Here is a 22,662-nt window from a genome sequence, read left to right on the forward strand (position 1 = left end):
AGTGCGGTTTTTCCCTGACAGCAAGCGACGACTACAAACTATTACGCCTGGTGGCTAGTAACGTAGTCGATGGCAGCTTGAACAGTAGTGATTTTTTCAGCTTCTTCGTCCGGGATTTCGGTCTCGAATTCCTCTTCCAGAGCCATCACCAGCTCAACGGTGTCAAGGGAATCGGCACCCAGGTCTTCTACGAAGGAAGCAGTGTTGACCACTTCTTCTTCCTTAACGCCCAGTTGCTCGGCGACGATTTTCTTGACGCGCTCTTCGATGGTGCTCATACCTTGTTTAACTCCTAATGGACAAATTCAGGCAGCTGGCCAGTGGGTAAGTGTATAGAAAGCCATTTCAGCTTTTCAACTGAAAGCTTCACCCTGTACCCGGTCGGCCACCTGCCTATAAATTAAGTTGCAGCTTTATAACGGATTTTAGACAGCTCGTATGACATTTTTTTGAAGCGATCCGTCACAATTTAACTCATGTACATCCCGCCGTTAACCGGGATTGTAGCCCCAGTCACGTATGCCGCACCGTCAGATGCCAGGAAAGTGACCACATTCGCGATCTCTTGGGCCTGGCCCAGACGGCCCAGCGGAATCTGCGTCAGCAAGGCTTCGCGCTGTGCTTCCGGCAGTTCGCGGGTCATATCGGTGTCGATGAACCCAGGGGCCACCGAGTTGACCGTAATCGACCGCGAGCCGACTTCACGCGCCAGTGCGCGGCTGAAACCTTCCAGGCCGGCCTTGGCAGAGGCGTAGTTTACTTGGCCTGCGTTGCCCATGGCACCCACTACGGAGCCAATATTGATAATTCGGCCCCAACGCGCCTTGGTCATGCCGCGCAAAACGCCCTTGGACAGGCGAAACAGACTGTTCAGGTTGGTATCGACCACGTCGTACCACTCGTCGTCTTTCATGCGCATCATCAGGTTGTCACGGGTGATCCCGGCGTTGTTCACCAGGATAGCCGGTGCACCGAACTGAGCAGTGATCTGGGCCAGTACGGCAGCCACGGACTCATCGCTGGTCACATTCAGTTCAAGACCGGTACCTTGCACGCCGTTTTCCTTCAGGGTCGCGGCGATACGCTCGGCGCCCGAGGCGGAGGTGGCGGTGCCGATCACAACGGCGCCCTGACGGCCCAGCTCCAGGGCGATCGCCTGGCCAATGCCACGGCTTGCGCCGGTAACCAGTGCAACTTTACCTTGCAGACTCATGCAGGCTTCTCCTAAGTACGGGATTCAGGCCAGTGCCGCGCGAGCGGCAGCGAAGGCTTCTGGGGTATTGAGGTTGGCGGTCGACACACCGTCGGCGCAGCGCTTGTTCAAGCCGGCCAGGACTTTGCCCGGGCCGCACTCGACCAGTTCGGCGGCACCGTTGGCGGCCAGGGTCTGGACCGATTCAACCCAGCGAACTGGCTTGTACAGTTGCTCCAGCAGGTCGCGCTTGAGGGTGTCGAGGTCGGCGGCCACGGCCGCGCTGACGTTCTGCACCAGCGGGATCTGCGGCGCCTGCCAGTTGATGGCGGCGATGGACTCGGCAAAACGCTCGGCAGCCGGGCGCATCAGCTCGCAGTGGGACGGCACGCTCACCGGCAACGGTAACGCACGCTTGGCACCACGGGCCTTGCAGCCTTCGATGGCACGCTCTACCGCGGCCTTGGCGCCGGCGATCACTACCTGGCCCGGGGAGTTGAAGTTTACCGCGCTGACCACTTCGCCTTGCGCCGCTTCGGCGCAGGCCTCGATGACCACCGCGTCGTCCAGACCCAGGATCGCGGCCATGCCGCCCTGCCCGGCCGGAACGGCTTCTTGCATCAACTGACCACGACGCTCGACCAGCTTGACCGCTTCACCAAGGGTCAGGCTGCCCGCCGCTACCAGGGCGCTGTATTCGCCCAGGCTGTGCCCGGCGACAAAAGCTGGACGCGCCCCGCCTTCTGCCAACCACAAACGCCACAGGGCGATCGAAGCAGTCAGGATGGCAGGCTGGGTTTTATCGGTTTGATTGAGTTGCTCTTCCGGCCCTTGCTGGGTCAGCGCCCACAGGTCGTAACCCAGGGCCTCGGAAGCTTCCTTGAAAGTGTCCAGAATCAGCGGGTATTGCGCGCCCAGCTCGGCCAACATGCCGAGGGACTGCGAACCCTGCCCTGGAAAGACGAATGCGAGGGATGTAGACATGTAACAAGCCCCTAATGATCTGGTCGTCAAAAATGCGCACTCCAATGGTGGGAGCGCACGAAACTGACAGATTGGATGGTCAATTGAACTGGCCGGTCACATTTAAGCACTCCCGGGCCAATTCGCCTAAGGCAACAGATCCTCAAGACGGCCGTGCAAGCGTTGCGGCAGGTTTTCCTGGATCTCGATTAACGCCCGCGCAATCGCACTTTGAAAACCCTGCACACCGGCCGAGCCGTGGCTTTTAACCACAATGCCCTGCAAGCCGAGAAAGCTTGCACCGTTGTGCCGTGCCGGTGCCAGGTCGGCCTGCAAGCGGCGCATCAATGGCAGCGCCAGGGCACCGACCATGCGCGATACCAGGTTGCGCTTGAACAAGGCCTCGATACGCGCGGCAATCATGGTTGCCAAGCCTTCGCTGGACTTGAGCAGGATGTTGCCGACAAACCCGTCACACACCACCACGTCGGCTTCGCCACGGTACAAGCCGTCACCTTCGACAAAACCGATGTAGTTCAAGCCTGGCGCGCCTTGCAACAAGCTGGCGGCCAGCTTGACCTGCTGGTTGCCCTTGATCTCCTCGGTGCCGATATTCAGCAGGGCCACCCTGGGCCGGGCAACGCCCAGCGCTTCGGCGGCCACCGAGCCCATCACGGCAAACTGCAACAGGTGCTCGGCACTGCAATCGACATTGGCGCCCAGGTCCAGCAACTGGCAATAGCCCTTCTGCGTCGGAATTGCCGCCACCATCGCCGGCCGGTCAATACCCGGCAAGGTCTTGAGCACATGCCGCGACAAGGCCATCAACGCCCCCGTATTGCCGGCACTGACACAGGCTTGCACCTTGCCATCACGCAACAGCTCAAGGGCCACTCGCATTGAAGAGTCGGGCTTGCCACGCAAGGCTGCGGCCGGCTTTTCATCCATGCTGATGGTTTCGCTGGCCGGCGTTATGGTCAGGCGCGCGCGATCCACCGCCGGATGGCTGGCAATCAGTTCTTCAAGAAGGGTAGGTTGACCGACGAGGGTCAGGTGCAGCGAGGGCGTAGCAGACAGGCTGGCAATGCAGGCCTGAACAATGCTGCGGGGACCGAAGTCCCCGCCCATTGCGTCAATCGCGATGACTTGGGCAGACAAGTGATTACTCGTCAGCGCCCTTGTCGATCACTTTACGGCCACGGTATACGCCTTCTGGCGATACGTGGTGACGCAGGTGAACTTCACCAGTGGTCTTTTCCACGGACAGGGTGCTAGCCTCGAGAGCGTCGTGCGAACGGCGCATGTCACGGGCGGAGCGGGATTTTTTGTTCTGCTGAACAGCCATAATTGATTAACTCCTAAACGTTTGGGTCACGCTTTAACTGCGCCAATACACTGAACGGGTTGGACCGCGTTACCTCGTCCTCGCTCGGCTCGGCCTCGTCATCGAGACCCTCCGGCTGCTGGCATTCTTCCGGATGATGAGCAGGCACAATGGGCAAGGCGAGCAAAAGCTCCTCCTCGATCAGTGCATGCAGATCCAATGGATCTTCGCCCAGTTCCAGCACGTCATAACCTTTCGGCAACGACTGGGTATTCGCACCCTCTTTCACCACAGCATAACTGCATTCGCTGTGGATCGGCAGGGTGACCAGCTCAAGACAACGCTGGCAAACCATTTTGACTTCGGTGTCGATAAAACTGTGGATTACCACAGACTTACGTTCATCTCGTTCAAAAACGAATTTAGCCTGCACCGTACCGACAGTGTCGGAAAGCGGGTCGCAGAGTCTCTCCAAATCGGCCAGCAGCACTTCACCTTGAAGGGTGGTGCCACGATCAGCCAATTTGCGCGGGTCAACGTGAGGTGGAATCGGGTCATTCAACATAGGCGCAGCATTATAGGGATGCACCCGGCCATGTCAAAGGAAATTCAGCCCTGTGCGTCAGCCGGTCACGTCGATAGAATCGGCGACTGCCTTGAGGAGACGTATATGCTGCCTTTATTACTCGCGTTCAGCTCGGTTTATCGCCGGGAATTACTGAGTCGCCTGCACCTGCCGTTCACCTGCAGCTCGCCGGATATCGACGAAAGCCACCGCCCGGATGAATCCGCCATCGAACTGGTCAAGCGCCTGGCCGAACAAAAGGCCCGCGCCCTCGCCGCCAGCCATCCTGGGCATTTAATCATTGGCTCGGATCAGGTCGCCGCACTGGAAGGCCGGATCATCGGCAAGCCGCACACCTTCGAAAATGCCCGCGAGCAATTACTGGCTGCCAGCGGCAAGCGTGTGAGCTTTCTTACCGGGCTGGCACTGCTCAACAGCGAGACCGGGCGCTGCCAGGTGGACTGCGTGCCGTTTACCGTACACATGCGCGAACTGGATGCAGAGCGTATTGAGCGCTATCTGCGGATCGAGCAGCCTTATGACTGTGCGGGCAGCTTCAAAGCAGAAGGGCTCGGTGTGAGCTTGTTCCGGAGCACCGAGGGACCGGATGCGACCAGCCTGGTTGGGCTGCCACTGATTCGACTGGTGGACATGCTGCTGACCGAAAGCGTACAGATCCCTTGAAACCTTCGTAAAGCAATGTGGGAGCTGGCTTGCCTGCGATAGCGATGTACCAGGCGACACTTATATCGACTGATCCATCGCTATCGCGGGCAAGCCCGCTCCCACAGTTGATCTACACCTAGCTTGGAATTTCAGCGCAGGGACGGCCCCTGGAAGCCCATGTACAGCGCCAACTTCTCCGCCACACTGGCACCGAGTTTCTTGGAGAAGCGATCAAACGGCGATTCCTCGACCGTAAAATCCACCAACTCCTTCTCACCCACTATATCCCGCGCCACCGAGCTGGCGCTGCCCAAGCCGTCAATCAAGCCCAGCGGCAATGCCTGCTCGCCCGACCATACCAGGCCGGAGAACAGCTCCGGATGCTCTTTATCTTTCAAGCGATCCCCACGCCCCTGCTTGACGCTGGCGATGAACTGACGATGGGTAGTGTCGAGCACGCCCTGCCAGAACGCGGTTTCATCCGCCTTCTGCGGCTGGAAAGGATCGAGGAACGACTTGTGCTCACCCGAGGTATAGGTGCGACGCTCGACCCCCAGCTTCTCCATGGCACCGACAAAACCGTAACCGGCCGCCGTCACACCGATAGAACCCACCAGGCTGGCCTTGTCGGCATAGATCTGGTCTGCAGCACTGGCAATGTAATAGGCACCCGAGGCACCCAAGTCGGAGATTACGGCATAGAGCTTGGTATCCGGATGCAAGGCGCGCAGACGACGAATCTCGTCATACACATAACCCGACTGCACTGGGCTGCCACCTGGGCTGTTGATGCGCAGGATAACGCCCTTGACCTTGGCATCCTCAAAAGCCGCGCGCAGGCTGGTGACAATATTGTCGGCACTGGCGGGCTCCTTGTCGGCAATCACGCCGCGCACCTCGATCAAGGCAGTGTAATGACTGCCACGGGCGGCGCTCTTTTCCATGTCCATCAGCGGACTGAACAGCGCCAGCATCCCAAGCAGGTATACAAAGGTCAGCAGCTTGAAGAAAATCCCCCAGCGCCGCGAACGTCGCTGCTCCTGGACGCTGGCCAGGAGGGTCTTCTCCAAAAGCTTCCAGCTTTTATCATCACTGCTCTGTGCCTTTTCAGGCGCCTTCCACTCGTCACTCATGCCATTAACCCCAGCAAAGACTTACAGGGCCCGGCTGAGCCAGGCCTGCAGTTCAGAAAAATGATCAATCGTCAGCCTCGGCTCGTACTGCTGCAACGCCTCGGCAGACTGGGCGCCGTAGCTGACGGCGACACTATCCATGCCTGCATTGCGCGCCATCATCAGGTCGAAAGACGCATCACCCACCATCAATGCCTCGCGTGGCGTAACGCCACAGTGCGCAAGGATCTGCTCCAGCATCAAGGGATGAGGCTTGCTGGCGGTTTCATCCGCAGCGCGGGTGATATCAAAGTAATCTTCCCAGCCGTGAGCCTTGAGCACACGGTCCAGGCCGCGACGAGCCTTGCCGGTGGCGACCGCCAGGTGATAGCCCTCGGCACGAAACGCTTGCAGCGATTGCACCACGCCTTCAAACAGCGGCGAAGGGGTAGCTTCCAGCGCAATGTAGTGGTCGGCGTAGTGCTCGCGAAACGCTACCAACTCGGCGTCGCTGATGTCGGGGTACAGGGTGCGAATGGCTTCAGGCAAACCCAGGCCGATAATGCCCTTGACCGCCAGGTCCGTGCACAACTCAAAGCCCGAGCGGGTCGACGCCATGTGCATGGACTCGACGATGCGGCCAATGGAATTGGCCAGCGTCCCGTCCCAATCGAAGATCAGCAGCTTGTAGTCAAGGTGCGACACTCAAACGCTCCACGGTCTTGGCCCACATTTCATCGACCGGCGCCTGCAATTTCAGCTCGCCGCCATCGGGTAGCGGCACGGTGAGCATGTAGGCGTGCAGGAACAGGCGCTTGCCGCCCAGGTCGCGAATTTCCTTGGAGAAATCTTCGTCGCCGTACTTGGTGTCGCCCGCAATGCAGTGGCCCGCATGCAGGGTATGCACACGAATCTGGTGAGTGCGGCCAGTGACCGGCTTGGCCTCGACCATCGTGGCGAAGTCACCGAAGCGACGCAGCACCTTGAACAGGGTCAGGGCCTCTTTGCCCTCCTCGTCCACTTCGACCATGCGCTCGCCGGAGCGCAGATTGCTCTTCTGCAGCGGCGCACGCACGCTCTTGATCGAGCTGGCCCAGTTGCCGCGCACCAGCGCCATATAGCGTTTGTCCACACCATCACCACGCAAGGCGGTGTGCAAGTGGCGCAACATGCTGCGCTTCTTGGCGATCATCAACAGGCCGGAGGTGTCACGGTCCAGGCGATGCACCAGTTCCAGTTCCTTGGCATCCGGGCGCAACTGACGAAAGGCTTCGATCACGCCGAAGTTCAAGCCACTGCCACCATGAACCGCAATGCCACAGGGCTTGTTGATCACGATCAGCTTGTTGTCTTCAAACACGATCGACGCTTCCAGGCGCTGCAACAACCCCTGGGCCAGCGGTACCGGTTCGTCGCGTTCAGGCACGCGCACTGGCGGCACACGGACGATATCGCCCGCCTGCAGCTTGTACTCAGGCTTGATGCGCCCCTTGTTCACGCGCACTTCGCCTTTACGCAAAATGCGATAAATCAGGGTCTTGGGCACGCCTTTGAGCCTGGCCAAAAGAAAGTTGTCGATGCGTTGGCCGGCATATTCCGGCGAGACCTCAAGCAGCTGGACGCTGGGGGTCGGGGGGGTGGTAGTCGTCATGGCGGCGATGATAACAATTTTTTATGGAATTGAAGCACTTAATCATTACTGCTATAGTCGCGAACGCCGCCAAAAGCGGCCTGGACAGAGGACATGCGGCAAACTGCCGGCCCTGACCATCGCAATTCATCAGGACGCGAGGCCGTCCTACGGGGCTTTCGCCACCCAGGAAGGCTCAAGATTGTAACAAGCGCAGGTGACATGAGGCCTGAAGCGAGTGCAGAAAGCAGAGTGAATACTCGCCTTTTGCGCCGATATTTACGGCCAGTTCACAAAGTGCAGTCAGTTTTGAGCCAGACCATGGCGAATGCTTCGGAAACAACGCCTGTTAAGAGCTGAGTGAGAGCGCAACCGCCCACACCTAGTCTTGTTTAGCCATGAGCGTGGACTCCCCATTGGAGAACACGGTAAATGCCAACCCGCTGCGGATTCTGCGCGCGGCAGCACCCGAATTATCAGGGATACGTGTAGGGTGGAGATGCACAACCGTCGGACTGTGTAGCACTAGGCTTGTTTTAGACGCTTCATCTCGTCCACAGTCGCCGGTTGATTCCTCCTCCTGACCTTAGCTTTTGTTGAAGTGGTGCCTTTGTCACCACCGCTAACGAGCAGGACGCGTCCGTCGCGATACCGGCCCAATTGGCCGATTTTGCTGGACACTGGAGTGGCCAACCACTCTTGACGCACCTGACACCGACCGTGAGAAGTCGTGTGTGCCGAACGCCGTTTCCGGCAGCCCGGAAACCGACGGTACAACATGAAAAGAATGCTGATTAACGCAACTCAACCCGAAGAGTTGCGTGTTGCACTGGTAGATGGCCAACGCCTCTACGACCTGGACATCGAATCCGGTGCACGCGAGCAGAAAAAGGCCAACATCTATAAAGGCCGTATCACTCGCATCGAACCAAGCCTTGAGGCTGCCTTTGTCGATTTCGGCTCCGAGCGCCACGGCTTCCTGCCCCTCAAAGAAATCTCCCGCGAATACTTCAAGAAAGCCCCTGAAGGCCGCGTGAACATCAAGGACGTCCTGAGCGAAGGCCAGGAAGTCATCGTCCAGGTCGAAAAAGAAGAACGTGGCAACAAGGGCGCAGCCCTGACCACCTTCATCAGCCTCGCCGGTCGTTACCTGGTGCTGATGCCGAACAACCCACGTGCCGGCGGTATTTCCCGTCGCATCGAAGGCGAAGAGCGTAACGAACTGCGTGAAGCGCTGAACGGCCTGATCGCACCGGCCGACATGGGCCTGATCGTGCGCACTGCCGGCCTTGGCCGCAGCAGCGAAGAAATGCAGTGGGACCTCGACTACCTGCTGCAACTGTGGACCGCTATCAAAGAAGCGTCCCTGGATCGTTCCGCGCCGTTCCTGATCTACCAGGAAAGCAACGTAATCATCCGCGCCATCCGCGATTACCTGCGCCAGGACATCGGCGAAGTGCTGATCGACAGCGTTGAAGCTCAGGACGAAGCCCTGACCTTCATCCGCCAGGTAATGCCGCAGTACGCCAGCAAGATCAAGCTGTACGAAGACAGCGTTCCGCTGTTCAACCGTTTCCAGATCGAAAGCCAGATCGAGACCGCTTTCCAGCGCGTGGTCGAGCTGCCTTCCGGCGGCTCCATCGTGATCGACCCGACCGAAGCCCTGGTGTCCATCGACATCAACTCGGCACGTGCGACCAAAGGCAGCGACATCGAAGAAACCGCCCTGCAGACCAACCTGGAAGCGGCTGAAGAAATCGCCCGCCAGCTGCGCCTGCGTGACATCGGCGGCCTGATCGTGATCGACTTCATCGACATGACCCCTGCCAAGAACCAGCGAGCCGTGGAAGAGAAAGTCCGCGAGTGCCTGGAAGCTGACCGCGCTCGCGTGCAAGTCGGCCGCATCTCGCGCTTCGGCCTGCTGGAAATGTCGCGTCAGCGCCTGCGTCCATCCCTGGGCGAGAGCAGCGGCATCGTCTGCCCGCGTTGCAACGGCACAGGCATCATCCGTGACGTTGAATCGCTGTCCCTAGCGATCCTGCGCCTGATCGAAGAAGAAGCCCTGAAAGACCGTACCGCCGAAGTTCGCGCCCAAGTGCCGATTCCGGTTGCCGCCTTCCTGCTCAATGAAAAACGCAACTCGATCACCAAGATCGAACTGCGCACCCGTGCCCGTATCGTCATCCTGCCGAACGATCACCTCGAAACGCCGCACTTCGAAGTACAGCGCCTGCGTGACGACAGCCCGGAAGCCCATAGCGGGCAGTCCAGCTATGAAATCGCCGCGGCTGCCGCCGAAGTCGAAGAAGTCCAGCCAGCCGCTGCGACCCGCACCCTGGTTCGCCAGGAAGCCGCGGTGAAGACTGCACCGGCCCGTGCCAACGCACCGGTACCGACCGAAGCTGCCGCCCCGGTTGCCGCGCCGGCCGCGCTGCCTGAGCCAAGCCTGTTCAAGGGCCTGGTGAAGTCGCTGGTCAGCCTGTTCGCCACCAAGGAAGAGCCTGCTGCCCCGGTTGTGGTTGAAAAACCTGCCACCGAGCGCCCGGCGCGCAACGAAGAGCGTCGCAACGGTCGCCAGCAGAGCCGTAACCGCAACGGCCGCCGTGACGAAGAGCGCAAGCCTCGCGAAGAACGTGCCCCGCGTGAAGAACGCGCACCACGTGAAGAACGCGCACCACGTGAAGAGCGTGCGCCTCGCGAAGCCCGCGAAGAAACCCCGACCGTCGCCCGTGAAGAACGTGCACCGCGTGAAGAGCGCGCCCCACGTACCCCACGCGCTCCACGTGAAGACCGCAAGCCACGTGGCGAGCGTGAAGAACGCGTGCGTGAACTGCGCGAGCCTCTGGACGCGGCACCTGCCGTTGCCGCTGCCGCAGCCGTTAGCACCGAAGAACGCCCGGCCCGCCAGCCGCGTGAAGAACGCGCACCACGCGAAGAGCGCCAACCGCGCCCGCCACGTGAAGAGCGTCAACCACGCGCCGAGCAAGCCGCTGCTGCCACCGAAGAAGAAGTACTGACCGGCGAAGAGCAGTTGCAGGAAGACGGCCAGGACAACGCCGAAGGCGATCGTCCACGCCGCCGCTCCCGCGGCCAGCGTCGTCGCAGCAACCGTCGTGAGCGTCAGCGTGATGCCAACGGCAACGTAATCGAAGGTTCGGAAGAAACCGGCGAGAACGCAGAAGCTGCCAACAACGAGCCAACAGGCACCGAACTGGCTGCCGGTTTGGCCGTTACCGCTGCCGTTGCCAGCTCAGTCATCAGCGCACCTGCTGAAGCCCAGGCTCACGAGCAAGCCGAACGTGCTACCGCTGCCATCGAAGACACTGTTGCCGTAGAAGCGCCAGCCGCCGAAACCCCAGCGGTTGAAGCGCCGGTTGTTGAAGCGCCAGTCGTTGAAGCCACGACCCCTGTCGAAGCCCCAGTGGTTCCGGAAGTGGAAGTTGCCCCGGTTCGCGATGCACAGCCAGAAACCGACGTGGTTGCCGTTGAGCCAGCTCCATCGGTTGAGCCTCAGCCAGTAGTCGAAGCGGCTGCGGAAGCTCCGGTGGTCGAAGAAGCTGCCCCGGCTGTGCGTGAAGTTCGCGAAGAACAGACCGCCTTCCAGTGGACTGCCGAACCGGCTGCACCGGCTGAAGCGCCAGCGCCTGCCCCAGTGGTCGAAGAAGCACCGGCACCGGTTGCTGAAGTCGTCGCCGAGCCAGCCCAAGTAGTTGAGCCGACGCCGGTTGCTGAGCCTGCGCCCGTGGTTGAAGTTGAAGCCCCAGTGGTTGCCGAAGTGGCCGCCCCTGTGGTTGAAGCAGCACCTGCAAGCGCCCTCACCGAAAACGGCCGTGCGCCGAACGACCCGCGTGAAGTGCGTCGTCGCCGCAAGGAAGCCGAAGCTGCTGCAGCCGCAGCCGCAGCCAAGGCGGTAGAGCACGAGGCCCAGGAAGCAGAGCACGAGCCTAAACCCCTCGTCTGATTCCATAAGCCACTAAAAAGCCCCGCCTGAGTGATCAGGCGGGGCTTTTTCATGGCTGATTATCTCGACCTGGAATGCGATCACTGTGGGAGCTGGCTTGCCTGCGATAGCGTCGATTCAGCCAGCGTGGCGGTGACTGACACACCGCTATCGCAGCATAGGTATCTACACAACTTTGTGGGCTGTAACGGCAGACGGTAACCACGATGCGAAGCGAGTCGCTCTTGAACTGCTTTTGATCTTAGGCGCCCCGTCAAACCACGCTGGCCGGAATTCGACAGGGATTTGGGGGGGGTAAACCGGCAGGGATGCCGGTTTAGCCGCCGTCAGGGCGGAACCCTAAGTGGCCGTTACCGCAGGAATGGATATGTACACAATCCAACTGTGTTGACTGTCAGGCCGCTATCGCAGGCAAGCCAGCTACCACATTGGACGGTGGTGCGTCAGGTAGATAAGCGCCGGCTATCAGGCCGTTACGGGAGCAAGCTCCCTCGCCACAGGTCCAACGTCGGCTCTAAGTAGATACCTATGGCTATCGCAGGCAAGCCAGCTGCCACACTTAACCTGCAGTAAAACTCAACCGTTGCGGCACATCCACATCCCAAAGCACACCAGGATCATCTACCTGCACCTCTCGCACCTGAGTTTGTGCAAACAACGGCCTGGCCCCACGATCCCCACTCAGAGCCATCAGCGCCGGCCCAAACCTGTGATGGAAAGCCACCGGGTGCCCGTACTGCCCGGCAGATACCGGCACAGTGATGCCCTCCACGCTGGCAATCACCCGTTCGATACTCGATGACTGAATAAACGGCATATCCCCCAACACCACCAGCCACCCATCCGCTGCACCGCTGGCCTTGACCGCCGTCGCAATGCTGTCGCCCATACCGCTCGAATCCAGCAGTACAACCTGACAGCCATAAGCCTCTGCCAGGCGGATAACCTCCCCGCGCTCCGGCGACGTCACCAGCCAGCGCGTTACCACACGCTCAGGCAAGTTGCGCAACACCTGCTCGATGACCGGCCGGCTAACACCATCCAGCCCCGCACACGCGGCGAGCAATTTGTCTTGATCAGCTCCAGCTTCGGCACGAAAACGACTGCCCTGCCCCGCCGCCAGCACAATCGCCGTCACCGTCACTCGGCCACCACTGCCATCGGTTTTTTTTGCATCGATGCCACCCCGTTTTTGATCGCAACAATTTCCGCCATCAGCGATAGCGCAATTTCCGCCGGCGTATGGCTGCCGATGTGCAGGCCGATCGGCCCGTGCAAGCGCGCAATGGCCTCCGCCGACAGGCCCAGCGCGGCCAGGTTCTCCCGACGCTTCTGGGTATTGACCCGCGAACCCAGGGCGCCGATATAGAACGCCGTGGAGTTCAACGCCGTCAGCAACGCCATGTCATCCAGACGTGGATCGTGGGTCAGGCAGACAATAGCCGTGCGTTCATCGGTATGAATATTCAACACCGCCTCGTCGGGCATGCCCGGCACAAAGCGGCCATGCTGGTCTTCCCAGCCGTAGACGAACTCTTCGCGGGGGTCGCAGATCAGCACTTCGAAATCCAGCAGACGTGCCATTTCCGCTACGTAGCGCGACAGCTGCCCGGCGCCGATCAACAGCAGGCGCCAGCGCGGGCCATAGATGGCGCGCAAGCGTTCGCCGTCGAAGCTCACCACGTCGGTCTTGCTGGCGGCGCTCAAGGTCACTTCGCCGGTGGCCAGGTTCAGCTCGCGAGCGACAATCTGATGATCTTCACAACGCGCCAGCAGCGTTTCGACCCAACCCCACTCTTCCACGCGCTCCTCGGTGAGCCGCAGGGTGCCGCCGCAGGGCAGGCCAAAACGCGCCGCCTCGTCGCGAGTGACGCCGTAGGTCACCAACTGCACGGGCGGGCCGTCAGCGGGTAAGCGGCCGTCCTGCAGGCGCGCGATCAAGTCATCCTCGATGCAACCGCCCGACACCGAGCCAATCACCACACCATCACCGCGCAGGGCCAGCATTGCGCCTGGCGGGCGCGGCGCGCTGCCCCAGGTTTGCACCACGCTGTACAACATCACGCGCTGCCCGGCGCGGCGCCATTGCAGCACGCTGCGCAGGACGTTCAGATCCACACTGTCCATCAGGCCTCCGGTAAGTACTGTCGCGCTCACTGTAAACCAAAAATATCGGTTGTATCCCGCCAGAAACGCAAACGCCCCGAACCAGTCGGGGCGTTTACGGATAGCGTTGGCGTCAGTTCACGCCAGCAGCCACTTACTTGACGACAGGCGCCGGGCCTTCAGCCACGCCCAGGTCATCGAGCTCGCGGGTTTCGGAAATACCGGTACCGCCAGACGCCAGCTCGCTTTGCAGCTTGTCGGTGTCCAGTTCCTTGACCCACTTGGCCACAACGATGGTGGCAACTGCGTTACCCACCAGGTTGGTCAGGGCACGGGCTTCGGACATGAAGCGGTCGATACCCAGGATCAGCGCCAGGCCGGCAACCGGCAAGTGGCCGACAGCCGACAGGGTGGCGGCCAGTACGATGAAGCCCGAACCGGTCACGCCAGCCGCGCCTTTGGACGACAGCAGCAACACCAGCAGCAGAGTGATCTGGTGGGTGATGTCCATGTGGGTGTCGGTCGCCTGGGCGATGAACACGGCCGCCATGGTCAGGTAGATCGACGTACCGTCGAGGTTGAAGGAGTAACCGGTTGGAATCACCAGGCCGACCACGGACTTCTTCGCGCCCAGGCGCTCCATCTTGATCAACATACGCGGCAGTGCGGATTCCGACGACGAGGTGCCCAGTACGATCAGCAGTTCTTCACGGATGTAGCGGATCAGCTTCAACACGCTGAAACCGTGAGCGCGGCAGATAGCGCCCAGCACCAGCACCACGAACAGAATGCAGGTGATGTAGAAGCAGATCATCAACTGGCCCAACTGCACCAGGGAACCGACACCGTAGGCGCCGATGGTGAACGCCATGGCACCCAGGGCACCGATTGGCGCGAGCTTCATGATCATGTTGATGATGTTGAACATCACATGGGCGAAGCGATCGATGAAGTCCAGCACGGGCTTGCCGTAGGCACCCAGGCGATGCAGGGCGAAACCGAAGATCACCGAGAACATCAGCACTTGCAGGATGTCGCCGTTGGCGAAGGCGCCGACGATGGTGTTCGGGATGACGTTGAGGATAAAGCCGACGATGCTCTGGTCTTTACCAGCGGTGACGTAGGCCGCCACTTTGGAAGCATCCAGGGTCGCGACGTCGATGTGCATGCCGGCGCCCGGCTGCACCACGTTGACCACGACCAGGCCAATCAGCAGGGCGATGGTGGAAACAATTTCGAAGTACAGCAGCGCGTAGCCGCCGGTCTTGCCCACCGACTTCATGCTTTGCATGCCGGCGATGCCGCTGACCACGGTACAGAAAATGATCGGGGCGATGACCATTTTGATCAGCTTGATAAAGCCGTCACCCAGTGGCTTGAGGGCCACGCCGGTCTGCGGGTAGAAATGGCCGAGCAAGATACCGATAACGATTGCAACGATCACCTGGAAATACAGGGATTTATAGATTGGCTGACGAGTCGTCATTGCAAAGTTCCTCAATCGTCCCGTGTGGCAAATATCCGCCATTGCCCACGGCACTTGAATTGCGAACCCTCCTGCACTGGAGGGATTTGTTGTTTGCGAAGCCTGTAGGAGCAAGCCTGCGCTGTAATCCTTATCGCAAACAGCGTGCCACTTTGCTTAAACGCGCTGAAGGCCTTTAGACATCAGGGCTTGGGGTTCACGGACGACTCCGGAGAATGCAACAGGGTGGCGGATTTCCGCCCACTCATCCTGTCTCGTCCTACAATTTGGCGGATATCCGCCTTGTCGCCCCGCCGGGTGATGGCTACCATCCGCCCCTCCATGGATGAGGCCCTTGCATGCGTGAACGTACCATCGCCAGCCATTACGCCCGAGCGGCCCTCGGCGGTGCGCGCCGGGCCGGTTTTGACTACTCGGGGGTATTGCAGCAGGTGGGCATCACCCCGGAACTGCTGACCGAACCCCGCGCACGCATCGCTCCAGAGCAATTTACCCGCTTGCTGCAAATGCTCTGGCTGGGGTTGGATGACGAATACCTGGGGTTTGCCGAAGGGCCGAGCAAACGTGGCACTTTCGCCATGATGTGCCATGCGCTGATTCATTGCCGCACGCTGGAGAAGGCGCTGGAGCGCGGCTTATTGTTTTATAGCCTGTTCCCCCAAGGCCCACGCTGGCAACTGACCAAAGAAGGCGACATGGCGCGTCTGAGCCTGGACGACTCACAGCTATGGGACCCGGACCACTTCCTCAGTGAATGCCTGCTGGTGATCTGGCATCGCCTGGGCAGTTGGTTGATCGGCCAGCGTATCCGGCTGCAGCAGGCCACCTTCAGTTACCCGGTGCCGGCCCATGCCGTTGAATACGACCTGCTGTTCCCCTGCCCCCAGGTGTTCGGCGCGCCGACCAGCAGCCTGGTGTTTCCCAGCCGCTACCTGAGCCTGCCGCTGTTGCAGGACGAACGCACCCTCAAGCACTTCTTGCAGCGCTCCCCTGCCGACTTGCTGTCGCGGCCGGATGAAGGCGACAGCCTGAGCAGCCAGTTGCGTCGCTTGCTGAGCCGCGACCGCACGCCCTGGCCAGACCTGGAAGCCGTTGCCCAGCACCTGCACATCAGCCCACAGACCCTGCGCCGCCACCTGCGCGAAGAAGGCACGAGTTTTCAGGCATTGAAGGATGAGCTACGCCGGGATATCGCCATTTACCACCTGGGGCGGGCGGATTTGTCTTTGCAGGAGATCGCCGAGCAGTTGGGGTTTTCCGAACCGTCGGCGTTTCATCGGGCGTTCAAGAAGTGGACGGGGGTGACGCCGGGGGCCTACAGAGCGCAGGAGAGTTAGCGGTGTATTGGCTGGGATGAGGCCAGTGCAGATCACAAGGCAGGAAAGTGAATCCTGAACGCCGCCCCACCCAACGCTGAATCCCCCAACGTCAACCGCGCGTGATAGCTTTCGATGATGTCCTTGACCACCGCCAGCCCGATCCCCTGCCCCGGGTGCTGGCGATCTAGCCGTTCGCCGCGCTGCAGGATCCGTGCACGCTGGTCCGGTGGTACGCCGGGGCCGTCGTCTTCGATACACAGCTCAATGCCATCGAGGTTTTCCACCAGGCTGATACGCACTTGCTTGAGGCACAGCCGATAGGCGTTTTCCAGCAGGTTGCCGAGCATTTCGAGCAACGCGCCCTTTTCGATGGGTACCTCGCAGGCCTGCGGCAAATCAAAGGTCACGGTGACCCGCTTGTCGCGATAAACCTTTTCCAATGTATCGCACAGGCTTTGCACCACCGGCTCCAGGCGGACCTGGTGGCGCACCAGGCCACTTTTACGCAGGCTGGCACGCTGCAACTGGTAACCGATCTGCTGGCTCATGCGTTCGATCTGCGATTGCAGCACCCACGCCTGGCTACGTTCTTCGGGGCGCTGGGCCATGTCTTCGCTCACGCCCTGCAACACCGCCAGTGGCGTTTTCAGGCTGTGAGCCAAGTCATCGAGGGAGTCGCGGTAGCGCGCACGCTGTTCGCGCTCGCTGTGCAGCAAGCGGTTCAGGGAGCCGGTCAGGCGCAGCAGTTCGCGGGGGTGTTCTTCGCTGAGGCTTTCGCGGGTGCCGCCTTCGATCTGGTCGAGTTCATGGCTCAGGCGTCGCAGGGCTTGCAGGCCCCAGGTCAGGCCCAGCCACAACAGCGTCAACAACACCAACAAGGCCGCGCCGAACCCGAGGTAGAGGTTCTCGCGCAGGCCTTCGAGGGTCAGTTGGTATTCGCGTACCGGCTGCAGGGCGACAATGCTGAACGCCGCGCTCTTGCCTCCCAGCAGCCGGACCTCGACGTCATACACGAAGAATTCCTGGCCATTGGCCTCGCGAATGCGCGCAAACTCGTTGCCGCGCCCGTCGTAGCGCGGTTTGTAGTTGATGTTTTCTTCCTGGGTCGCCCGCGAGCGCCATACCAGATGGCCTTCACGGTCGTAGATATAGCCCAACAGCCGACTGTCGGTGAGGTTGAAACGCTCATCGGGCAACTGCGCCGGCATCAGCAGGCGGTTATTGTCGACCCGCGCTGCAGATATCAGGGTGGTCACATCCGACGCCAGTCGCTGTTCGATGGAATCCTGCAACGCCAGGCTGAACGCGCCTTGCATGGCCGGCAACAGGCCGAGCATAAACAGCACCGCCAGAGTAGCGGCCGCCAGCATCAGGCGCACACGTAGCGAACGAATCAACGGCAGCGCTCATTGAACAGGTAGCCCAGGCCACGCACGGTGTCGATCGGCTTGAACCCGGCCGGGCCTTCCAGCTTGCGGCGCAGGCGGCCGACCAGCACTTCGATCACGTTTGGATCGCGCTCGTCGTCATCCGGGTACAGTTGCTCCATCAAGCGGTCCTTGGCGACCACTTGCTGATGATGACGCATCAAGTATTCGAGGATCCGATACTCGTAGGCGGTCAGCGCCAGGGGTTGCTCGTCCAGGGAGGCTTGCTTGCGGTTGAGGTCCAGCAGCAGCGGCCCGGCAACAATAGTCGATTGAGTAAAACCGCTGGAGCGGCGCAGCAAGGCGTTCATGCGCGCCTCCAGCTCTTCGAACTGGAACGGCTTGACCACGTAGTCGTCGGCCCCGGCCGCCAAGCCTTCAACCTTGTCCTGCCAGTTGCCGCGGGCGGTGAGGATCAGGATCGGGAAGGTCTTGGTCTGGGTGCGCAACTGGCGAATCAGGTCCAGGCCGCCCATGCCGGGCAGGCCAAGGTCGATGATCGCCAGGTCATGGTTGAATTGGCCGGTCTGGTACAGGGCTTCTTCGGCATTGGCCACGGCTTCGACCACATGCCCGCTGTCGGTCAGGCGGGTAAACAGGTGATGACGCAGCAGCGCCTCATCTTCCACCACCAGCAATTTCATAAGGTTCTCCACTGCAATTCAACTAGCCGACAGGGGGATATCATAGCGGCCCTGCAGCTCTTGGGGGCGCAGTTTTATGCCATTGTAGTGGCCGGTCAGGTGCGCGTAGCCACTGCGATAGTCGGGTTGCGCAGGGGTAGCGCCCAGGGCCTGGCCCCACGGCGCAGCCTGAGTGCCAGCGTCTTCGAAGCTGACACGATGGATCAGGTTGCTGGATTTCTTGGTTTTCTCGCTGCCAAAGGCCGCAAAGGTGCCATCGGACGCCTGCACGCCGGCAGTGGCGCCAAGCATGGTCAAGGCCAACATCAGCTTTTTGATCGCAGTCATGGTGGTTACCTCATACGCGTTTGGGCTGTGGGGTCCAGACTACGCAGGCGCCCCTGAACTCCCCCTGAACAGGCTCTGAACCGCAGTTGAACCGCACCGGGCTATCCACTGGCCCGCCAACTCGGCAAAATACCGCGCATGACGCCCCTACCCGCTTGCTGCACCCCACTCGATGATCATTGGCCGTTGTCGGTTTCTTTGCCGGGCACGGTGTTTTTGAGCACGCGATTCGACCCGGCTTTATTGAGCCCGGGCGATTTCCAGCGCTGCGATGTGCCACCGCCGCCCAGCATCCAGCGCTCCGTCGCCAAGCGCCAGGCGGAATTTCTCGCCGGGCGCCTGTGCGCGCGCGAAGCGCTGCAACGACTCGATCATCTGCGCTGCGTCCCGGCCATCGGCGAAGACCGCGCCCCGGTCTGGCCAGGGCATATCAGTGGCTCCATCACCCACAGCACCGGGCACGCTGCGGCGATTGTCGGGCACAAGGCGCAATGGCGTGGGCTGGGCATGGACCTGGAGCATCTGCTGTCACTGGAGCGGGCCGAACGCCTGGCCGGGGAAATCCTGACGGCCGATGAATTACAGCGCATGGCCACCCTGCCCCGTGAGCAACACGCCTTGCTGGTGACGCTGACGTTTTCGGTCAAGGAAAGCCTGTTCAAGGCGCTCTATCCGATCGTGCACAAGCGCTTTTATTTCGAGCATGCCGAGGTGCTGGAGTGGTCAGCGGCTGGGAGGGTGCGGTTGCGGTTGCTGACCGATCTTTCGCAAGAGTGGGGCCATGGCAAAGAGCTGGAAGGGCAGTTTGTGGTGCAAGGGGAGCAGTTGTTGAGCCTGGTGGCTATCAGCGCCTGGTAGGCCACCATCGCGGGCAAGCCCGGCTCCCACATTGGGAACGCATTCACCTGTGGGAGCTGGCTTGCCTACGATAGCGGTTTCAGGGTTTATTCTGATCCCTGGGCCAGCTCAGGCTGAAACACGCCCCACCCAGGTTATTGCTCTTGCTGATCAACGCCCGCCCGCCGTGCCAATAGATAATCCGCCGCACGATCGACAAACCCAGGCCATGCCCGCCAGAGGCGCGGGTACGGCTGTCATCCAAGCGCAGGAACGGCGTGAAGATCCGCTCCCAGGCGCTTTCCGGCACACCAGGGCCGTCGTCTTCCACATCGATGCGACAGCGCACCTGCCCCACCTGATAACTGATCAACACCTGGCCTCTGGCGTGGCGCATGGCGTTACTCACCAGATTTTGCAGGGCACGGTGCAAGTAGCGCGGTTCAGCGTCGACCCAGGCGTCATCCCAATGTGCCGAGGACAGGCAAATACCCCGGGTGACGGTGACCTGCGGGCGCAATGGCGATAATTCGCCAATCACCTGGTCGAGCAATGCATTAAGGTCCACGCGCTGGAAATTCAGTTCCGGCGCACCCTGTTCCAAGCGGGCATAAGTGAGCATCTCGTCCACCAGGCCATCAAGGTCCTGGATATCGCCATCCATACCCTCCAGGTACTTGCGCCGCGCCTCGGGCGTGGCGGCGTCACCGATCATCTCCAGGCCAAAACGCAGGCGCGCGACCGGAGTGCGCAGCTCGTGGGAGACCGCCCGCACCAGCTCGCGCTGAATCGCCAGCAATTGCTGCAGGTGCTCGGCCATACCATTGAAAGCGGCCGCCAGCCGCCCGACCGAGTCTGCACCGCGAGCGGGTACGCGCACTTCCAGGTTGCCCTTGGCGATACGCGTAGCCGCCGCCTCAAGGCCTTTGAGCCGACGCTCAAGTTGACGCACCAGCAGATAGACGATCAAGCCGATCAGAGTCAGGCCGATCAAGGTGATCAGGATCAGCCATTGCGCCGGGTACGGGTTCATCTGGTACAGCGGGCCGATCTCCAGTACCCACGGGGTGCCGACCATGCCGGCAAACACGCGAATCGAATCGCCGCCCTTGCCCAGCGCCATCACAGTATCGCCCTCCGCCACGCGACGACGCTGGTCGTCGTCCATGTCGGCCTGGTCAAGGGCCATCAGGTGCATTTCAAAACCAAAACCCTTGGCGTGTTTGATGTCGGCCAGGCGCTGGGGCTGTTCGGCCACCGGGAAACGCACCAGTTCGTCGGCCAGCAGGTAAATAGTCGCACGGGCCAATTGCTCGCTGATCTGCTGCACTTCGCCGGTGAGCACCAATTGCTCTTGCTCGCTGACCAACCGCAGCACCCGCGCCGCGTGGGGGCCGGTCTGTTCCACCAGGACCTGGCCGCGTTGCAGGCGGTTGCGCTGGCCCAAGTCCAATTGCGCATCGGTGAACGTGCGCAACTCCAGCGGGATGCCCAGCAAGCGCTCCCACACCGCCAAGGCGCGCTGCCGTTCAATGGTGCTCATGGGTTGCAGGTTATCGCCCATCAACGCAAAGGTGCCGTGGGCCAGGCGCTCACGGTACTGGCCGCTGCGCACGTCATTAAGCAGGTGCAGTGCCAGGGCGCCGAGCAACGCCACCAGGATCAGCGCCGCGCACATGCCGCCGTAGATGCGCAGGAAGATCGAGTTCACAGCGGCATATCGGCAGCAGCTTCGGGGACGAACAGGTAGCCTTTGCTGCGAATTGTCTTGATCAGGCGTGGGTGGATCGGATCGTCGCCGATCTTTGGCCGAATGCGCGAGATACGCACATCAATGGAGCGATCCTGGCCGTCATAACCAATACCGCGCAGAGCTATGAAGATTTCTTCGCGGGACAGAATGCGTCCGGCGTTTGCAACCAGCAGCCACAACAGGTCGAATTCAGCGCTGGTCAGTTCGATGCTGCCCTCATGCAACCAGGCTTCGCGCAAGGCATTGTCCACCACCAACGGACCAAACTGGAGGCGGCGCTGGTTTTCCACTGCAACGGGCAACACCGGTTCGCTGCGGCGCAGCAGCGCCTGGATACGTGCCAGCAACAAACGCGGGCGCACGGGTTTGCACACATAGTCGTCGGCGCCCATGTCCAAGCCCTGCACCTGGTCCATGTCGTCGGTGCGCGCGGTGAGCATCAGGATCACGCCGTCATAGCGCTCGCGCACCTTGCGGCAGATGGTCAGGCCGTCTTCGCCGGGCAGCATCAGGTCGAGGATCACCAGGTCGGGCTGTTCGGCGATGATGCGCGCCGTGGCCTTGGCACCATCGCTTTCCACCGACACACGCAAGCCGTTGCTTTCCAGGTACTCACGGGTCAACTCGGCGAGTCGCTCGTCGTCCTCGACGATCAGTATCTGCCAGGCTTCTTGCTCCATGCATTGTCCTCGTTTTTATAAGAAGTTCTTCTGGCCGACACAATCGAATGTGAAATACGGTCGGTGTGGGAGCTGGCTTGCCTGCGATGACGGTGGGTCAGCGCGCCTGTTGGCGGCTGATCCAACGCCATCGCAGGCAAGCCAGCTCCCACCTATTGATCTTCCGCAGGCATAGCCTGTTTGTCATGTTTTGAAGGCATAACAAAGGCCGATTGTAGCCATGCAACGGCCCTTGAACACAAGCCGCGAAATCCATTCGGTCATGGCGATTTTTTGTGGTAGGGTTCGCGCCCTCAAAATTCCCGCCGGCAGTTTCTAGCCGGGAATATTCGGTGACAAACGGTGTAATCCAGTAGTAATGCGGCCTACACGGGTGTTCCATGATTCATACACATTTTACCCACAGCGTTATCCACAGGTAGTGCGTTGCTAAGCCCCCGAAAACGCATTATCTTGTACCTCGGCGCTAAAAAAACCCTACATGTAGGGTTTTCAGCGAAAAGACCAAACACAGATCAGACAAGAAACTCAAGCGCTTTCTTGCTCGTGCTTGGTTGAACCAAAGCATTTTTTGAAAGCCCAAACCGCGCACGCGGATGGCAATCGTTTTCCAGCCCGATTGGCAGAAAACGGTACGGGTGTTGCAGGGCTTGAATGGGGCCACTGTCAC

Annotated in this window: 21 protein-coding genes; 4 read left to right on the forward strand and 17 right to left on the reverse strand. The window is 60.6% G+C overall.

Annotated elements, in window-relative coordinates:
- Nucleotides 1–41: 41 nt before the first annotated feature.
- From acpP to OC445_RS23605, 6 genes are all read right to left on the reverse strand, one after another.
- Entirely contained in the window at nt 42–278 is a 237-nt protein-coding gene (gene acpP, locus OC445_RS23580) for an acyl carrier protein (protein WP_003175607.1), read from the reverse strand.
- 191 nt (nt 279–469) lie between these two features.
- Nucleotides 470–1,213: a 3-oxoacyl-ACP reductase FabG gene (gene fabG, locus OC445_RS23585; protein WP_003189275.1), complete on the reverse strand. Its 744-nt coding sequence runs from the start codon at nt 1,211–1,213 to the stop codon at nt 470–472.
- Between the two features lie 24 nt (nt 1,214–1,237).
- A complete protein-coding gene (gene fabD, locus OC445_RS23590) occupies nt 1,238–2,176 on the reverse strand; it encodes an ACP S-malonyltransferase (protein ID WP_198791663.1) in 939 nt (312 codons plus the stop codon).
- Between the two features lie 126 nt (nt 2,177–2,302).
- The gene (gene plsX, locus OC445_RS23595; protein ID WP_082629720.1) at nt 2,303–3,313 is read right to left on the reverse strand and encodes a phosphate acyltransferase PlsX; all 1,011 of its coding nucleotides are present in this window, start codon (nt 3,311–3,313) and stop codon (nt 2,303–2,305) included.
- A 4-nt stretch (nt 3,314–3,317) separates the two neighbouring features.
- Nucleotides 3,318–3,500, reverse strand: coding sequence for a 50S ribosomal protein L32 (gene rpmF, locus OC445_RS23600; RefSeq protein ID WP_003179396.1), 183 nt, complete (start codon nt 3,498–3,500; stop codon nt 3,318–3,320).
- 13 nt (nt 3,501–3,513) lie between these two features.
- On the reverse strand, nt 3,514–4,044 hold the full coding sequence (locus OC445_RS23605; RefSeq protein WP_005790551.1) for a YceD family protein: 531 nt from the start codon (nt 4,042–4,044) through the stop codon (nt 3,514–3,516).
- Nucleotides 4,045–4,149: 105 nt separating this feature from the next.
- On the opposite strand from OC445_RS23605, the gene OC445_RS23610 reads away from it, so the two are divergent.
- Nucleotides 4,150–4,728: a Maf family protein gene (locus tag OC445_RS23610; RefSeq protein WP_262020384.1), complete on the forward strand. Its 579-nt coding sequence runs from the start codon at nt 4,150–4,152 to the stop codon at nt 4,726–4,728.
- Between the two features lie 131 nt (nt 4,729–4,859).
- On the opposite strand, the gene OC445_RS23615 is transcribed toward OC445_RS23610, so the two are convergent.
- Genes OC445_RS23615 through rluC form a run of 3 tightly spaced genes read right to left on the reverse strand, consistent with a single transcriptional unit; the run spans nt 4,860 to nt 7,473 of the window.
- Nucleotides 4,860–5,843: a S49 family peptidase gene (locus tag OC445_RS23615; protein ID WP_198791665.1), complete on the reverse strand. Its 984-nt coding sequence runs from the start codon at nt 5,841–5,843 to the stop codon at nt 4,860–4,862.
- Between the two features lie 21 nt (nt 5,844–5,864).
- Nucleotides 5,865–6,527 (reverse strand): HAD-IA family hydrolase, encoded by a 663-nt coding sequence (locus OC445_RS23620; protein ID WP_072448782.1) that lies wholly within the window; start codon nt 6,525–6,527, stop codon nt 5,865–5,867.
- Nucleotides 6,514–7,473 (reverse strand): 23S rRNA pseudouridine(955/2504/2580) synthase RluC, encoded by a 960-nt coding sequence (rluC, locus tag OC445_RS23625; protein ID WP_034128444.1) that lies wholly within the window; start codon nt 7,471–7,473, stop codon nt 6,514–6,516. Before rluC ends, OC445_RS23620 begins: the two co-directional genes overlap by 14 nt.
- A gap of 757 nt (nt 7,474–8,230) precedes the next feature.
- Here rluC and rne point away from each other — a divergent pair.
- On the forward strand, nt 8,231–11,413 hold the full coding sequence (gene rne / locus OC445_RS23630; protein WP_198791666.1) for a ribonuclease E: 3,183 nt from the start codon (nt 8,231–8,233) through the stop codon (nt 11,411–11,413).
- A gap of 559 nt (nt 11,414–11,972) precedes the next feature.
- On the opposite strand, the gene OC445_RS23635 is transcribed toward rne, so the two are convergent.
- The 3 genes from OC445_RS23635 to OC445_RS23645 all read right to left on the reverse strand — a co-directional run bounded on the left by OC445_RS23635 (nt 11,973) and on the right by OC445_RS23645 (nt 15,005).
- Nucleotides 11,973–12,557 carry an NTP transferase domain-containing protein gene (locus OC445_RS23635; protein WP_198791667.1) on the reverse strand — a complete coding sequence of 195 codons (585 nt, stop codon included), beginning with the start codon at nt 12,555–12,557 and terminating at the stop codon, nt 11,973–11,975.
- Nucleotides 12,554–13,540: an XdhC family protein gene (locus OC445_RS23640; RefSeq protein WP_198791668.1), complete on the reverse strand. Its 987-nt coding sequence runs from the start codon at nt 13,538–13,540 to the stop codon at nt 12,554–12,556. Before OC445_RS23640 ends, OC445_RS23635 begins: the two co-directional genes overlap by 4 nt.
- A 133-nt stretch (nt 13,541–13,673) precedes the next feature.
- On the reverse strand, nt 13,674–15,005 hold the full coding sequence (locus OC445_RS23645) for a dicarboxylate/amino acid:cation symporter (protein WP_003189258.1): 1,332 nt from the start codon (nt 15,003–15,005) through the stop codon (nt 13,674–13,676).
- Between the two features lie 338 nt (nt 15,006–15,343).
- Between OC445_RS23645 and OC445_RS23650 the strand changes: the two genes are divergently transcribed.
- Nucleotides 15,344–16,342 (forward strand): AraC family transcriptional regulator, encoded by a 999-nt coding sequence (locus OC445_RS23650; protein ID WP_198791669.1) that lies wholly within the window; start codon nt 15,344–15,346, stop codon nt 16,340–16,342.
- Nucleotides 16,343–16,374: 32 nt separating this feature from the next.
- Here the strand turns inward: OC445_RS23650 and OC445_RS23655 are convergent, their stop codons facing one another.
- From OC445_RS23655 to OC445_RS23665, 3 genes are read right to left on the reverse strand one after another with little or no spacing between them, the layout of a single operon-like run.
- Nucleotides 16,375–17,721, reverse strand: coding sequence for an ATP-binding protein (locus tag OC445_RS23655; RefSeq protein ID WP_019817208.1), 1,347 nt, complete (start codon nt 17,719–17,721; stop codon nt 16,375–16,377).
- Nucleotides 17,718–18,395: a response regulator gene (locus tag OC445_RS23660; RefSeq protein WP_003193559.1), complete on the reverse strand. Its 678-nt coding sequence runs from the start codon at nt 18,393–18,395 to the stop codon at nt 17,718–17,720. Before OC445_RS23660 ends, OC445_RS23655 begins: the two co-directional genes overlap by 4 nt.
- Before the next feature lie 18 nt (nt 18,396–18,413).
- The gene (locus OC445_RS23665; protein ID WP_020301727.1) at nt 18,414–18,722 is read right to left on the reverse strand and encodes a hypothetical protein; all 309 of its coding nucleotides are present in this window, start codon (nt 18,720–18,722) and stop codon (nt 18,414–18,416) included.
- Nucleotides 18,723–18,860: 138 nt separating this feature from the next.
- On the opposite strand from OC445_RS23665, the gene OC445_RS23670 reads away from it, so the two are divergent.
- Nucleotides 18,861–19,580 (forward strand): 4'-phosphopantetheinyl transferase, encoded by a 720-nt coding sequence (locus OC445_RS23670; RefSeq protein ID WP_262020385.1) that lies wholly within the window; start codon nt 18,861–18,863, stop codon nt 19,578–19,580.
- 79 nt (nt 19,581–19,659) lie between these two features.
- On the opposite strand, the gene OC445_RS23675 is transcribed toward OC445_RS23670, so the two are convergent.
- Together OC445_RS23675 and OC445_RS23680 are read right to left on the reverse strand one after the other, a co-directional pair.
- Nucleotides 19,660–21,270: an ATP-binding protein gene (locus tag OC445_RS23675; RefSeq protein ID WP_198791671.1), complete on the reverse strand. Its 1,611-nt coding sequence runs from the start codon at nt 21,268–21,270 to the stop codon at nt 19,660–19,662.
- Complete coding sequence (locus tag OC445_RS23680) at nt 21,267–21,992, reverse strand: response regulator (protein ID WP_014719576.1); 726 nt, start codon at nt 21,990–21,992, stop codon at nt 21,267–21,269. The genes OC445_RS23675 and OC445_RS23680 overlap by 4 nt, the downstream gene beginning before the upstream one ends.
- Between the last annotated feature and the right edge of the window lie 670 nt (nt 21,993–22,662).

This window comes from Pseudomonas sp. Pse35 (assembly GCF_024519715.1).
Taxonomy (GTDB): domain Bacteria; phylum Pseudomonadota; class Gammaproteobacteria; order Pseudomonadales; family Pseudomonadaceae; genus Aquipseudomonas; species Aquipseudomonas paracarnis.

Excerpts from the sequence above, each read along its gene's own strand:
- OC445_RS23645 (WP_003189258.1), bottom strand. The coding sequence starts at position 15,005 with ATGACGACTCGTCAGCCAATCTATAAATCCCTGTATTTCCAGGTGATC.
- OC445_RS23665 (WP_020301727.1), bottom strand. The coding sequence starts at position 18,722 with ATGACTGCGATCAAAAAGCTGATGTTGGCCTTGACCATGCTTGGCGCC.
- OC445_RS23610 (WP_262020384.1), top strand. The coding sequence starts at position 4,150 with ATGCTGCCTTTATTACTCGCGTTCAGCTCGGTTTATCGCCGGGAATTA.
- OC445_RS23615 (WP_198791665.1), bottom strand. The coding sequence starts at position 5,843 with ATGAGTGACGAGTGGAAGGCGCCTGAAAAGGCACAGAGCAGTGATGAT.
- OC445_RS23670 (WP_262020385.1), top strand. The coding sequence starts at position 18,861 with ATGACGCCCCTACCCGCTTGCTGCACCCCACTCGATGATCATTGGCCG.
- OC445_RS23605 (WP_005790551.1), bottom strand. The coding sequence starts at position 4,044 with ATGTTGAATGACCCGATTCCACCTCACGTTGACCCGCGCAAATTGGCT.
- rne (WP_198791666.1), top strand. The coding sequence starts at position 8,231 with ATGAAAAGAATGCTGATTAACGCAACTCAACCCGAAGAGTTGCGTGTT.
- acpP (WP_003175607.1), bottom strand. The coding sequence starts at position 278 with ATGAGCACCATCGAAGAGCGCGTCAAGAAAATCGTCGCCGAGCAACTG.
- OC445_RS23650 (WP_198791669.1), top strand. The coding sequence starts at position 15,344 with ATGCGTGAACGTACCATCGCCAGCCATTACGCCCGAGCGGCCCTCGGC.
- fabG (WP_003189275.1), bottom strand. The coding sequence starts at position 1,213 with ATGAGTCTGCAAGGTAAAGTTGCACTGGTTACCGGCGCAAGCCGTGGC.
- rluC (WP_034128444.1), bottom strand. The coding sequence starts at position 7,473 with ATGACGACTACCACCCCCCCGACCCCCAGCGTCCAGCTGCTTGAGGTC.
- fabD (WP_198791663.1), bottom strand. The coding sequence starts at position 2,176 with ATGTCTACATCCCTCGCATTCGTCTTTCCAGGGCAGGGTTCGCAGTCC.
- OC445_RS23640 (WP_198791668.1), bottom strand. The coding sequence starts at position 13,540 with ATGGACAGTGTGGATCTGAACGTCCTGCGCAGCGTGCTGCAATGGCGC.
- OC445_RS23660 (WP_003193559.1), bottom strand. The coding sequence starts at position 18,395 with ATGAAATTGCTGGTGGTGGAAGATGAGGCGCTGCTGCGTCATCACCTG.
- OC445_RS23680 (WP_014719576.1), bottom strand. The coding sequence starts at position 21,992 with ATGGAGCAAGAAGCCTGGCAGATACTGATCGTCGAGGACGACGAGCGA.
- rpmF (WP_003179396.1), bottom strand. The coding sequence starts at position 3,500 with ATGGCTGTTCAGCAGAACAAAAAATCCCGCTCCGCCCGTGACATGCGC.